This is a genomic window from Polaromonas sp. OV174, from assembly GCF_900112285.1.
Lineage (GTDB): Bacteria > Pseudomonadota > Gammaproteobacteria > Burkholderiales > Burkholderiaceae_C > Polaromonas.
In genome coordinates this window covers 30,419-44,148 of record NZ_FOKZ01000002.1, presented here as the reverse complement: position 1 = coordinate 44,148, position 13,730 = coordinate 30,419, and the positions used below count along the sequence as shown (strand labels likewise).

Genomic DNA, 13,730 nt, shown 5'->3' with positions numbered 1-13,730 from the left:
AATTAGGAGTAAGTATGAACGTTGTTTTGACCATTGTTCTCGCTGTGCAAATGCTGTCGGCGCTGGGCATGATTGGCCTGATTTTGGTGCAGCATGGCAAGGGTGCCGATATGGGGGCGGCATTTGGTAGTGGCGGCTCGGGCAGTCTGTTTGGTGCCAGCGGTAGTGCCAATTTCCTGTCTCGCACCACTGGCATTTTGGCGGCCTTGTTTTTTGCCTGCACCTTGATGTTGGCCTACTTTGGCAGTGCGCAGCCGCGCACCAGCTCCAGTGTGCTGGAGGGTGTGGCAGTCACGGCGCCCGCAAGCGCTGCTTCCGGCGCGGCACAAATCCCGGGAACGACGGCGCCAGCCGCCGCTGCTTCTGCGGTTCCTGTGCCGCCAGCAGTCGCTGCATCCGGTGCTGCGCAAATTCCGACGAAATAAGCATATAAAGCTGTCGCTTTCAGCTGGAAGCGACTGAGTTTCAGGGTAAACTCTGAGATTGTTCGGAAAGCTAAAAAACTGAAAAGTTTCCTCATGCCATCCGGACAGTTAAACATCGCGGACGTGGTGAAATTGGTAGACACGCTATCTTGAGGGGGTAGTGGCGAAAGCTGTGCGAGTTCGAGTCTCGCCGTCCGCACCAGATAAAGCATCGGTAGCAACGCTCCGGCGATGCTACCGCTCCAAGCGGCAAACTGGTACAAGCTATGTAAGCATGCTGCATAAGCCGCCTTCCAGAAGTTGAGTCCAAGATGAACCTCGATCAATACCTTCCTGTCTTTCTATTTATTCTGGTTGGTATCGGTGTCGGTGTTTTGCCCCAGGTCCTGGGGCGTCTGTTAGGCCCAGTGCGGCCCGATAGCGAAAAAAATTCCCCTTATGAGTGCGGCTTCGAGGCTTTCGAAGATGCCCGCATGAAGTTCGATGTGCGCTACTACCTGGTCGCCATCCTGTTCATTCTTTTTGACCTTGAAATCGCGTTTCTTTTCCCTTGGGCCGTTGCGCTCAAGGAAATCGGCGCGGTGGGTTTTTGGTCGGTCATGATTTTCCTGGGCATTCTGGTCGTGGGCTTCGTCTACGAGTGGAAAAAGGGTGCGCTGGACTGGGAATAAGAAAAACCTCCTGAGGTTTTTGCCACAAAGGTACGGGTATGTCGCTTGAAGGTGTTTTCAAAGAAGGTTTCATGACCACGGGTTACGACTCGGTGGTTAATTGGGCCAAAACCGGTTCGCTCTGGCCCATGACTTTTGGTCTGGCTTGCTGTGCGGTTGAGATGATGCATGCCGGTGCGGCACGTTATGACATCGACCGTTTCGGCATGCTGTTTCGTCCCAGCCCGCGCCAGTCCGACCTCATGATCGTCGCCGGCACGCTGTGCAACAAGATGGGTCCGGCGCTGCGCAAGGTCTACGACCAGATGGCCGAGCCGCGTTGGGTGATCTCCATGGGTTCGTGTGCCAATGGCGGCGGTTACTACCATTACAGTTATTCCGTGGTGCGCGGTTGTGACCGCATCGTGCCGGTGGATGTCTATGTGCCTGGTTGCCCGCCCACCGCCGAGGCTTTGCTGTACGGCATCATCCAGTTGCAGCAAAAAATTCGCCGCACCAACACGATTGCGAGGGCCTGATGCTGTCATCTCCTCCTGTTTCCATGGCGCAGCTTGCTGAAACCATTGCTGCCGTGTTGGGCTCCAACGCTAAAAGCGTCAAGATAGCGCTCGGTGAAGTGACGGTCGTCGTCGCTGCCACCGATTACCTGGCGGCGGCAACCCTGTTGCGTGATGCTCCGGGCTGCAAGTTCGAGCAACTGATTGACCTTTGCGGCGTTGACTACTCCGAGTACAGGGACGGCCAGTACGACGGCTTGCGCTATTGCGTGGTCTCGCATCTGTTGTCGGTCAGTCTGAATCAGCGTGTAAGGCTCAAGGTGTTTTGTCCTGATGACGATTTCCCCGTCGTCGATTCGCTCAATGGCATCTGGAATTCCGTGAACTGGTTCGAGCGTGAAGCCTTTGACCTGTTCGGTATTGTTTTTGAAGGTCATAACGACCTGCGCCGCATCCTGACCGACTACGGTTTCATCGGTCACCCCTTCCGCAAGGATTTCCCGACCACGGGCCATGTGGAAATGCGTTACGACCCAGAACAAAAGCGCGTGATTTACCAGCCCGTCACCATCGAAACCCGCGAGATCACGCCGCGCGTGATCCGTGAAGACAACTACGGCGGCCTGCAGTAAGCGGTCCCGGCAAGAGATACGACATGGCTGAAATCAAAAACTACACCCTTAATTTTGGACCGCAGCATCCGGCCGCACACGGTGTTTTGCGTCTGGTGCTGGAGCTCGATGGTGAAGTGATCCAGCGCGCCGATCCGCATATCGGCCTGTTGCATCGCGCCACCGAAAAACTGGCCGAAAGCAAGACCTACATCCAGTCCTTGCCCTATATGGATAGGCTGGACTATGTCTCGATGATGTCTAACGAGCACGCTTACTGCTTGGCGATCGAGAAGCTGACCGGTGTTGATGTGCCGATTCGTGCGCAATACATTCGTGTGATGTTTTCGGAGATCACGCGCCTGCTGAATCACTTGCTGTGGCTGGGTGCGCACGGCATTGATTGCGGTGCGATGAATATTTTGATTTACTGCTTTCGCGAGCGCGAGACGCTGTTTGACATGTATGAGGCGGTATCAGGCGCGCGCATGCACGCGGCCTACTTCCGTCCGGGCGGCGTCTACCGCGACCTGCCTGACAGCATGCCGCAGTACAAGGTCAGCAAGATCAAGAATGCCAAGGCCATTGACGCGCTGAACGAAAACCGCCAGGGCTCCTTGCTTGATTTCATCGATGATTTTGTCAAGCGTTTCCCCAAGATGGTTGACGAATACGAAACCTTGCTGACCGACAACCGCATCTGGAAGCAGCGCACGGTTGGTGTTGGCGTGGTGTCGCCCGAGCGTGCACTCAATCTCGGTTTCACCGGACCCATGCTGAGGGGCTCGGGTTTCGCCTGGGATTTGCGCAAGCAGCAGCCTTACGAAGTCTATGAACACATGGATTTCGATATCCCTGTGGGCAAGACCGGCGACTGCTACGACCGTTATCTGGTTCGCATCGGGGAGATGCGCCAGTCCAATCGCATCATCAAGCAGTGCGTCGACTGGTTGCGTGTCAACCCCGGCCCGGTGATCACCAGCAATCACAAGATTGCGGCGCCCGATCGCGAATCCATGAAGTCCAACATGGAAGAGCTGATTCACCATTTCAAGCTCTTCACTGAAGGTTTTCACGTGCCCGAAGGCGAGGCTTATGCCGCCGTTGAGCATCCCAAGGGTGAGTTCGGTATTTACATCGTCAGCGATGGTGCCAACAAGCCTTATCGCCTGAAGATTCGTCCGCCAGGCTTTCCGCATCTGGCTGCCATGGATGAAATGTCGCGTGGCCACATGATTGCCGACGCCGTTGCCGTGATCGGCACGATGGACATTGTTTTCGGTGAAATTGACCGCTAAACCGCATGACTTCCCCCATGATTTCTGAACAAACCAAAGCGCGTTTCGACCGCGAAGTCGCCAAATATCCTGCGGACCAAAAGCAGTCGGCCGTCATGGCCTGCCTCACCATCGTGCAGCAGGAGCAGGGTTTTGTCAGCGCCCAGAGCGAGCAGCTTGTGGCCGACTACCTGGGCATGGCGCCGATTGCCGTGCATGAAGTCACCACCTTCTACAACATGTACAACCAGCAGGCGGTGGGCAAGTACAAGCTCAACGTTTGTACCAACCTGCCATGCCAGCTGCGCGATGGCGCCAAGGCGCTCAAGCATCTGGAGCACAAGCTGGGTATTGCCATGGGCGAGACCACTGCGGATGGCCTTTTCACGCTGCAGCAATCCGAATGCCTGGGCGCTTGCGCGGATTCACCGGTGATGCTGGTCAACGACGTCACCATGTGCAGCTTCATGAGCAACGAAAAACTGGACCAGCTCATCGATGGTCTCAAATCCGCCGAGGCGAAGTAAACATGACGCTCGCATCGCAATCCAATCACAACGCAGCAGCGCAGGGCGTGCTGTCGCAATTTGCCGCCACCGGGGTGCAGACCTGCTTTCACGGCCGGCACATTAGTCCCCAAATCCTCGCCAATCTGGATGGCAGCAACTGGCACCTAGCGGACTATCAAGCCCGTGGTGGCTACCAGGCCCTGCGCAAGATCCTGGGCCAAGACGGCGGCGAAGGCATGACGCCTGACCAGGTGATTGCCGAGGTCAAAGCCGGCGGCTTGCGCGGCCGTGGCGGTGCGGGTTTTCCGACCGGCTTGAAGTGGAGCTTCATGCCGCGCCAGTTCCCAGGCCAAAAATACCTGGTCTGCAACTCCGATGAAGGCGAGCCGGGCACCTGCAAGGACCGCGACATCATGCAGTACAACCCGCACAGCGTGATCGAGGGTATGGCGATTGCGGCTTATGCCATGGGCATCAGCGTGGGTTACAACTACATTCACGGCGAAATCTTCGCCACCTATCAGCGCTTTGAAGCCGCACTGGATGAGGCGCGTGCCGCCGGTCTGCTCGGCGACAACATTCTGGGCAGTGGTTTCACGTTCCAGTTGCATGCGGCGCACGGTTTTGGCGCTTACATTTGCGGTGAAGAGACCGGTTTGCTGGAGTCGCTGGAAGGCAAAAAAGGCCAGCCGCGCTTCAAGCCGCCATTTCCGGCAAGCTTTGGCCTGTACGGCAAGCCCACCACCATCAATAACACCGAAACCTTTGCCGCCGTGCCCTGGATCATCCGCAACGGTGGCCAGGCCTATCTGGAATGCGGCAAGCCCAATAACGGTGGCACCAAGATTTATTCGGTTTCTGGCGACGTTGAGTTGCCGGGCAACTATGAAGTGCCCATGGGCACGCCGTTTGCCAAGTTGCTGGAGCTCGCTGGTGGTGTTCGCAAGGGGCGCACGCTCAAGGCCGTCATTCCCGGCGGCTCGTCGTCGCCCGTGTTGCCGGCCGCCATCATGATGGACTGCACCATGGACTACGACTCGATCGCCAAGGCCGGCTCCATGCTGGGCTCGGGGGCCGTGATCGTGATGGACGACACCCGTTGCATGGTCGAGTCGCTCAAGCGCCTCTCCTACTTTTACATGCACGAGTCCTGCGGTCAGTGCACGCCTTGCCGTGAAGGAACAGGCTGGTTGTGGCGTGTCGTGGATCGCATTCACAAAGGCGAAGGGCGGGCCAACGATATGGACTTGCTGAACTCTGTGGCCGACAACATCCAGGGCCGCACGATTTGCGCGCTGGGCGATGCAGCGGCCATGCCGGTGCGGGCCATGATCAAGCACTACCGTCATGAGTTTGAAGCCATGATCCAGAAAAACATTCCTCAAGCCTCAGCTTCGCAGGCCGCTGGGCACGTGGCCACGCAGGCTTGAAGGGCGAAAAGAAACATATGGTTGAAATAGAACTCGACGGCCAAAAGGTGGAAGTGCTCGAAGGCAGCACGGTGATGCATGCGGCCGAAAAGGCCGGCACCTATATTCCGCATTTTTGTTACCACAAGAAGCTGAGCATTGCGGCCAACTGCCGCATGTGCCTCGTGGATGTGGAAAAGGCGCCCAAGCCCATGCCGGCCTGCGCCACGCCTGTGACGCAGGGCATGATCGTGCGCACCAAGAATGACAAAGCCATCAAGGCCCAAAAGGGCGTGATGGAGTTCCTGCTCATCAATCATCCGCTGGATTGCCCGATTTGCGATCAAGGTGGCGAGTGTCAGTTGCAGGATCTGGCCGTGGGTTATGGTGCTGGCGAATCCCGCTACGAAGAAGAAAAGCGTGTCGTGTTCCACAAGGACGTCGGCCCACTGATTTCCATGGAGGAAATGAGCCGCTGCATTCACTGCACTCGTTGCGTCCGCTTCGGCCAGGAAGTCGCTGGCGTGATGGAGTTGGGCATGTCGCACCGCGGCGAACATGCCGAGATTGAGACCTTTGTTGGCATGTCGGTGGACTCCGAACTGTCGGGCAACATGATCGACATCTGCCCGGTCGGAGCACTGACCAGCAAGCCTTTCCGCTACAGCGCCCGTACCTGGGAGCTGTCGCGCCGCAAATCGGTCAGCCCGCACGATTCGACCGGTGCCAACCTGATTGTCCAGGTCAAGAACAACAAGGTCATGCGCGTGGTGCCGTTGGAAAACGAAGACGTCAACGAATGCTGGATCGCTGACCGCGACCGCTTCTCTTACGAAGCGCTGAATAGCGATGAGCGCCTGCTAAATCCCATGCTCAAGCAGGGCGGCGAGTGGAAAACCGTCGACTGGCAAACCGCGCTCGAATATGTCGCCAATGGCCTGAAGCAGATCAAGGCCGATCACGGTGCCGACAGCGTGGGTACCTTGGTCAGTCCGCATAGTACGCTGGAAGAGTTGCACCTGGCAGGCGCCCTGATGCGCGGCCTGGGCAGCGAGAACATCGACTACCGCCTGCGCAACGCCGAGTTTGCCAATTCGACCGCTGTGCGCTGGTTGGGCACTTCCATTGCCTCGCTGTCACAACTGCAGCGCGTACTGATAGTTGGTTCCAATCTGCGCAAGGACCATCCGCTGTTTGCGCAACGAATTCGGCAGTCTGTCCGGAAGGGCTGTGCGCTGAATGCTATCAATTCAGTAGTTGAATTGAGCTCCGCAGACGCGTGGGCGATGCCGGTTGCCAACACCTTGCTGGCAGCACCCGAAGCCTGGGCGCAAATGCTGGCCGATGTGGCCGTAGCGATTGCGGCAGAGAAGGGCGTGTCCGCACCGGCAACGGGGCAGGCCAGCAATGCAGCCAAGGCGATTGCCACTTCACTGCTGGGCGGTGAGCGCAAAGCCATCTTGCTGGGCAATGCCGCAGCTCACCACGCCAATGCATCCAGCCTGCTGGCTCTGGCCAACTGGATTGGTGCGCAAACCGGTGCCTCCGTGGGTTATCTGACCGAAGCCGCCAACACCGTAGGCGCGCAATTGGCCGGTGCCTTGCCGGGCGACAAGGGCTTGAACGCCGGCCAGATGCTGGATGGCAAACTGAAAGCAGTCATCCTGCTGAATAATGAGCCCGAGTTTGATTCGGCACCAGGTGCCAAGGCCAAGACTTCGCTCAATGCCGCCCAGATGGTCGTCACCCTGAGCCCCTTCAAGGCCAATATGAGTTTTAGCGATGTGCTCTTGCCCATCGCTCCCTTTTCCGAAACTTCTGGCACGTTTGTCAATGCAGAAGGCCGCGTTCAGGGCTTTCATGCGGTCGTCAAACCATTGGCAGAGACGCGGCCGGCCTGGAAGGTCTTGCGCGTTCTGGCCAATCTGCTGGACTTGCCCGGTTTTGATTTCGAATCCTCACAGGACGTGCTCAAGCAGATCCCGGGCGCGGATGCGGCTCAAGTGCCGGCAGACCGTTTGAGCAATGCGAGCCAGGCCACCATCGTGTTGTCTGCCCAGGCCGGTCCGGCACCCGCCGTGGCCAGTATTTACCAGCTCGACGGTCTGGTCAGGCGTGCGACATCGCTGCAGTTGACGGCAGATGCCCGGCAAGCTGCAAGCCTCGAAGGAGTGGCCGCATGATTGATACGATTTACGCTTTCGGCCAGGGTTTGATGGGCGGTATCTGGCCGGCAACGGTCTGGCCGGTGCTGTGGGTTCTCATCAAGATCGTCTGCGTGCTGCTGCCGCTGATGGGTTGCGTCGCCTACCTCACGCTGTGGGAACGCAAGGCCATTGGCTTTACGCAGATCCGCTTGGGCCCCAATCGCATTGGTCCTTCTGGTTTGCTACAGCCGATTGCCGATGCACTCAAACTGCTGACCAAGGAAATCATCATTCCTACGGCCGCCAGCAAGGGTTTGTTCGTGCTGGGTCCCATCATGACCATCATGCCGGCCCTGGCGGCCTGGGCGGTGATTCCTTTTGGACCTGAAGTGGCGCTGTCCAACCTTAACGCTGGTCTGTTGTTCCTGATGGCCATCACCTCGATGGAAGTCTACGGCGTCATCATCGCCGGCTGGGCCTCGAATTCCAAGTACGCCTTTTTGGGTGCCATGCGGGCCTCGGCTCAGATGGTGAGTTACGAAATTGCCATGGGCTTTTGCCTGGTGGTGGTGCTCATGGTGTCGGGTAGCCTGAATATGACCGATATCGTCATGGGTCAGGCCAGCGGCATGGCCGCTGACAAGGGGCTGAATTTCCTGTCCTGGAACTGGCTGCCCCTGTTGCCAATTTTTGTGGTGTATTTCATCTCCAGCCTCGCCGAAACCAATCGCCACCCGTTCGACGTGGTGGAGGGTGAGTCCGAGATCGTAGCCGGCCACATGGTCGAGTACTCCGGCATGTCCTTTGCCATGTTCTTCCTGGCCGAGTACGCCAACATGATTTTGATGTCGGTGCTGTGCGTTCTCCTGTTCCTGGGTGGCTGGCTGTCTCCGATTGACAGCGCACTGTTCAACTGGATTCCCGGCTGGATCTGGCTGGGCATCAAGACCTTTGTGGTCGTTACGACCTTTCTGTGGGTGCGCGCCACCTTCCCGCGCTTCCGTTACGACCAAATCATGCGTCTGGGCTGGAAGATATTCATCCCCGTGACCCTGGTCTGGCTGGTCGTCGTCGGGGCCTGGATGCAGACCTCATACAACATCTGGAAATAGGCGAAAAGTCATGTCTGCAGTTGCCTCCGTCAAGGATTTTGTTTCTAGCTTCATGTTGACCGAGCTGTTCAAGGGCATGGCCCTGACCGGCAAGTACATGTTCAGCCGCAAGATCACGGTTCAGTTTCCCGAAGAAAAAACACCGCTCAGCCCGCGCTTTCGAGGGCTGCATGCATTGCGTCGCTATGAGAATGGCGAAGAGCGCTGCATTGCCTGCAAGCTCTGCGAGGCGGTGTGCCCGGCCATGGCCATCACCATCGAGTCTGATGTACGAGAGGACGGCAGCCGTCGCACCTCGCGCTATGACATTGACTTGACCAAGTGCATTTTTTGCGGTTTTTGCGAAGAGAGTTGCCCGGTCGATTCGATCGTCGAAACCCATATTTTCGAATACCACGGTGAAAAACGTGGCGACCTGTATTTCACCAAAGAAATGCTGCTGGCGGTCGGCGACCGTTATGAGGGCGAGATTGCCGCCAACCGCGCGGCAGACGCCAAATACCGTTGATCCTCGCCGCCAAGTAGTTCGCACAAGAAAGAATCCACCACGATATGGACGCTAAAACAGGTCTTTTTTATGTCTTCGCCGCGGTGCTGCTGTTTGCAGCCTTCCGGGTGATCACGGCACGTAATCCGGTGCATGCCGCGCTTTTCCTGGTGCTGGCATTTTTCCAGGCGGCCGCCGTCTGGATCTTGCTTAAAGCCGAGTTTCTGGCCATCACGCTGGTGTTGGTCTACGTGGGCGCGGTGATGGTGCTGTTTCTCTTTGTGGTGATGATGCTGGACATCAATATGGACAGTGTGCGCAAGGGCTTCTGGAAACATTTTCCGCTGGCCGGTTCTGTGGGCGCCATCATTGCGCTGGAAATGTCCTATGTGCTGATGGGCGGCTTTCGTGAGCCGCCCAAGCTGGCTTCGGCAGCCGGCTCATTGGGCGAGCAGGTTTCCAATACCAAGGAGTTGGGCAAGCTGCTTTACTCCGAGTATGTATATCCGCTTGAAATTGCGGCCGTGATTCTGCTGGTGGCCATCATTGCCGCTATCGCGCTGACCCTGCGTCAACGCAAGGACTCCAAGAGTGTCAACCCTGCAGATCAGGTCCGAGTCAAGGCGGCAGATCGTGTCCGCCTGGTCAAGATGAAATCAGTGGTCGCAGCACCCGTGGCAGTGGCTTCGGTCGAGGAGAAACAAGCATGATGCTCACGCTGGGTCATTTTCTTTCGCTGGGCGCCATGCTTTTTGCCTTGTCCATCATCGGGATTTTTCTAAACCGAAAAAATCTGATTGTCCTGCTCATGGCGATTGAACTCATGCTGCTGGCAGTCAACATGAATTTCGTGGCCTTTTCCTACTATCTGAACGATATGGCTGGTCAGGTATTTGTGTTCTTCATCCTGACCGTCGCGGCGGCCGAGTCCGCTATTGGACTGGCCATTTTGGTGCTGCTGTTCCGTAACAAGTCCAGCATCAACGTCGACGAACTCAACACGCTCCAGGGTTAATAAAAAGATGAGTCAAACCCTTTCTGCCTCGGCCCTGCTGGCCGTTCCGCTGGCCCCACTGGCCGGCGCACTGCTTGCCGGTATTCTCGGCACATCGTTTGGTGGCAACTGGATAGGTAAACGCCTGTCGCACTCCCTCACCATTCTGGGTGTGCTGGTGGCTTTCATCATCTCGGCCATGACGCTGCAAAGTGTCGTGGTGGATGGCGCGCGCTTCAACGAAACGCTTTACACCTGGATGGTGGTGGGCGGTTTGAAAATGGAAGTCGGTTTTCTGGTCGATGGCCTGACCGCCATGATGATGTGCGTGGTCACCTTCGTGTCGCTGATGGTGCATATCTACACCATTGGCTATATGGAGGAAGACGAAGGCTATAACCGTTTCTTCGCCTACATCTCGCTGTTTACCTTCTCCATGCTGATGCTGGTGATGAGCAACAACATGCTGCAGTTGTTCTTTGGTTGGGAAGCGGTTGGCCTAGTGTCCTATCTGCTGATCGGTTTCTGGTTCAACAAGCCTACGGCGATTTTCGCCAACATGAAGGCCTTTCTGGTCAACCGGGTGGGCGACTTTGGCTTCATCCTTGGCATTGGCCTGATCGCCGCTTACGCCGGTACGCTCAATTACGGCGAAGCCTTTGCCAAGGCGGACGAACTGTCCAAACTGGCTTTCCCCGGCACCGGCTGGATGCTGGTGACGGTGATCTGCATTTGCCTGTTCATTGGCGCCATGGGCAAGTCGGCCCAGTTTCCGCTGCATGTGTGGTTGCCCGATTCCATGGAAGGCCCGACCCCCATTTCTGCGTTGATTCATGCGGCGACCATGGTGACCGCCGGCATCTTCATGGTGGCGCGTATGTCGCCGCTGTTTGAGCTGAGTGACACGGCCCTGAGCTTCATCATGGTGATAGGCGCCATCACGGCGCTGTTCATGGGTTTTCTCGGCATCATCCAGAACGACATCAAGCGCGTGATTGCTTACTCCACCTTGTCGCAGCTGGGCTACATGACGGTTGCGCTGGGCGCATCTGCCTACTCCGTGGCTGTCTTTCACCTGATGACGCATGCTTTTTTCAAGGCGCTGCTGTTTCTGGGTGCCGGCTCGGTCATCATCGGCATGCACCACAATCAGGACATCCGCTGGATGGGCGGCGTGCGCAAGTACATGCCTATCACCTGGATTACTTTCCTGCTGGGCTCTTTGGCGCTGATGGGCACGCCGCTGTTCGCTGGTTTTTATTCCAAGGACAGCATCATTGAAGCAGTGGCCGAGAGTCATTTGTGGGGCAGCGGCTTTGCACATTTCGCGGTATTGGCGGGTGTTTTCGTCACGGCGTTTTATTCATTCCGTCTGTACTTCCTGGTCTTTCACGGCAAGGAGCGATTTGACGACAATCCTGACGCGCATCACCACGATGCAAGTGAAGAGCCCGATCCTCATCATCACCATGATGATCATCAGCCACCGCACGAGTCGCCATGGGTGGTGACGGTGCCTCTGATACTGCTGGCCATTCCCTCTGTGCTCATTGGTTTCATGACGATTCAGCCCATGCTGTTCGGCGAGTTTTTCAAAGACGCCATCTTCGTCAATCTTGAGCGCCATCCCGCCATGGAAGAGCTGGCCAAGGCTTTCCATGGCCCGGTCCAGATGGCCTTGCACGGCTTGTCGACGGCGCCTTTCTGGCTGGCGCTGGCTGGAGTCGCCGTTTCGTACTACATGTACATGGTCAACCCGGCGCTGCCTGCGGCTATCAAACGCATGGCGCAGCCTCTTTACACGCTGCTGGAGAACAAGTACTACCTCGACTGGTTCAATGAGAACGTGCTGGCCCGCGGCACGCGCGCTCTGGGTACGCTTCTGTGGAAGGGTGGCGATCAGAAATTGATCGACGGTGCCTTGGTTAATGGCTCCTGGAAGCTGGTGGGCTGGATCTCCAGCATCGTTCGTCGTCTGCAGTCGGGCTATATCTATCACTATGCTTTCGGCATGATCATCGGCGTGTTTGTTTTGATGACGTATTTCGTCTGGCTCAATCGCTAAAACAATCTACAAGAAGAAGGAAGAGCAAAAATGGGATTGTTGAGCCTTGCCATATGGACGCCGATTATTTTTGGCGTGGTTTTATTGGCCCTGGGCCGGGACGAACAGGCACGCAGCGTGCGCTGGATCGCTCTGGTGGGTGCTGTCGTCAGCTTGCTGGTGACCTTGCCCTTGTATGACGGCTTTCAGCTGGGCACCTCGGCCATGCAGTTTGTCGAGAAAAGCAGCTGGATCCAGCGTTTCAATGTCAATTACCACCTCGGCGTGGATGGCATCTCGCTGTGGTTCGTGTTGCTGACGGCCTTTATCAACGTGGTGGTCATCATTGCCAGCTGGGAATCGATCACCACGCGTGTCAACCAGTACATGGCCTCCTTCCTGATCCTCAGCGGTCTGATGATTGGTGTGTTCAGTGCGCTGGACGGTATTTTGTTCTACGTGTTCTTCGAGGCCACGCTGATTCCGATGTACCTGATCATTGGTATCTGGGGCGGGCCTAACAAAATTTACGCGGCCTTCAAGTTTTTCCTCTACACCTTGCTGGGCTCATTGATGCTGCTGGTGGCGCTGATCTTCCTGTACAACAAGTCGGGTGGCAGTTTTGACATTCTGAGCTGGCATAAACTGCCTTTGGGCGGCACGGTGCAAACCTTGTTGTTCTTTGCCTTCTTTGCGGCCTTTGCCGTCAAGGTGCCGATGTGGCCGGTCCACACCTGGCTGCCCGACGTGCACGTGGAAGCGCCTACCGGCGGCTCTGCCGTGCTGGCCGCCATCATGCTCAAGCTTGGGGCTTACGGTTTCCTGCGCTTCTCGATGCCGATTGCCCCGGATGCTTCCCATGAATGGGCCTGGCTGATGATTGCCCTGTCGCTGATCGCCGTGATCTATGTGGGCATGGTCGCGCTGGTGCAGCAGGACATGAAGAAACTGGTGGCCTATTCCTCGGTGGCACACATGGGTTTTGTGACGCTGGGCTTCTTCATCTTCAATGACCTAGGCGTTTCGGGCGGTATCGTGCAAATGATTGCCCACGGCTTTGTCTCCGCGGCCATGTTCCTGTGCATTGGCGTGCTTTACGACCGTGTTCACTCACGCGAAATCGCCAGTTACGGTGGCGTGGTCAACACCATGCCCAAGTTTGCCGCCTTTGCCCTGCTGTTTGCCATGGCCAATTGCGGTTTGCCAGCAACCGCCGGTTTTGTCGGCGAATGGATGGTGATTCTGGGTGGCGTGAAATTCAATTTCTGGATCGGTCTTGGCGCCGCCACGGCACTGATTTTTGGCGCCGCCTACACCTTGTGGATGTACAAACGGGTCTATCTGGGTCCGGTGGCCAATGACGAGGTCAAGGCGCTGAAAGACATCAACGCCCGCGAGTTCCTGACACTTGCCTTGCTGGCCATTGCCGTCTTGTACATGGGCATTTATCCCAAGCCATTTACCGACGTGATGGACACCTCGGTGGCTGACTTGCTCAAGCACATGGCCATCTCGAAACTGAACTGACGCAACCTATCCAAAGAATT

General features: G+C 56.8%; 14 protein-coding genes and 1 tRNA gene. All 15 read left to right on the top strand.

The window, feature by feature from the left end; all coding sequences use genetic code 11:
* Positions 1-14 precede the first annotated feature (14 nt).
* Positions 15-425 (top strand): preprotein translocase subunit SecG, encoded by a 411-nt coding sequence (gene secG, locus BM160_RS01960; protein WP_091999604.1) that lies wholly within the window; start codon positions 15-17, stop codon positions 423-425.
* 117 nt (positions 426-542) lie between these two features.
* A tRNA-Leu gene (locus BM160_RS01955) sits at positions 543-627 on the top strand.
* 109 nt (positions 628-736) lie between these two features.
* Positions 737-1,096: an NADH-quinone oxidoreductase subunit A gene (locus tag BM160_RS01950; protein WP_091999601.1), complete on the top strand. Its 360-nt coding sequence runs from the start codon at positions 737-739 to the stop codon at positions 1,094-1,096.
* 38 nt (positions 1,097-1,134) lie between these two features.
* Complete coding sequence (locus BM160_RS01945; protein ID WP_091999597.1) at positions 1,135-1,614, top strand: NuoB/complex I 20 kDa subunit family protein; 480 nt, start codon at positions 1,135-1,137, stop codon at positions 1,612-1,614.
* Positions 1,614-2,225, top strand: a complete 612-nt coding sequence (locus BM160_RS01940; protein WP_177218885.1) for an NADH-quinone oxidoreductase subunit C — start codon at positions 1,614-1,616, stop codon at positions 2,223-2,225. Before BM160_RS01945 ends, BM160_RS01940 begins: the two co-directional genes overlap by 1 nt.
* Before the next feature lie 23 nt (positions 2,226-2,248).
* Positions 2,249-3,502 (top strand): NADH-quinone oxidoreductase subunit D, encoded by a 1,254-nt coding sequence (locus tag BM160_RS01935; protein ID WP_091999591.1) that lies wholly within the window; start codon positions 2,249-2,251, stop codon positions 3,500-3,502.
* Between the two features lie 17 nt (positions 3,503-3,519).
* Entirely contained in the window at positions 3,520-4,008 is a 489-nt protein-coding gene (gene nuoE / locus BM160_RS01930) for an NADH-quinone oxidoreductase subunit NuoE (RefSeq protein WP_091999588.1), read from the top strand.
* A 2-nt stretch (positions 4,009-4,010) separates the two neighbouring features.
* On the top strand, positions 4,011-5,420 hold the full coding sequence (nuoF, locus tag BM160_RS01925) for an NADH-quinone oxidoreductase subunit NuoF (RefSeq protein ID WP_091999584.1): 1,410 nt from the start codon (positions 4,011-4,013) through the stop codon (positions 5,418-5,420).
* 17 nt (positions 5,421-5,437) lie between these two features.
* Entirely contained in the window at positions 5,438-7,582 is a 2,145-nt protein-coding gene (gene nuoG / locus BM160_RS01920) for an NADH-quinone oxidoreductase subunit NuoG (RefSeq protein ID WP_091999580.1), read from the top strand.
* A complete protein-coding gene (gene nuoH / locus BM160_RS01915; RefSeq protein ID WP_091999576.1) occupies positions 7,579-8,658 on the top strand; it encodes an NADH-quinone oxidoreductase subunit NuoH in 1,080 nt (359 codons plus the stop codon). The genes nuoG and nuoH overlap by 4 nt, the downstream gene beginning before the upstream one ends.
* A 10-nt stretch (positions 8,659-8,668) precedes the next feature.
* Complete coding sequence (gene nuoI / locus BM160_RS01910; protein ID WP_091999572.1) at positions 8,669-9,166, top strand: NADH-quinone oxidoreductase subunit NuoI; 498 nt, start codon at positions 8,669-8,671, stop codon at positions 9,164-9,166.
* A gap of 44 nt (positions 9,167-9,210) precedes the next feature.
* Complete coding sequence (locus tag BM160_RS01905) at positions 9,211-9,855, top strand: NADH-quinone oxidoreductase subunit J (RefSeq protein ID WP_091999567.1); 645 nt, start codon at positions 9,211-9,213, stop codon at positions 9,853-9,855.
* Complete coding sequence (nuoK, locus tag BM160_RS01900) at positions 9,852-10,160, top strand: NADH-quinone oxidoreductase subunit NuoK (protein ID WP_091999563.1); 309 nt, start codon at positions 9,852-9,854, stop codon at positions 10,158-10,160. The genes BM160_RS01905 and nuoK overlap by 4 nt, the downstream gene beginning before the upstream one ends.
* Positions 10,161-10,167: 7 nt before the next feature.
* Complete coding sequence (gene nuoL / locus BM160_RS01895) at positions 10,168-12,204, top strand: NADH-quinone oxidoreductase subunit L (RefSeq protein WP_091999559.1); 2,037 nt, start codon at positions 10,168-10,170, stop codon at positions 12,202-12,204.
* A 30-nt stretch (positions 12,205-12,234) separates the two neighbouring features.
* Positions 12,235-13,710: an NADH-quinone oxidoreductase subunit M gene (locus tag BM160_RS01890; RefSeq protein ID WP_091999557.1), complete on the top strand. Its 1,476-nt coding sequence runs from the start codon at positions 12,235-12,237 to the stop codon at positions 13,708-13,710.
* The last annotated feature ends 20 nt before the right edge of the window (positions 13,711-13,730 follow it).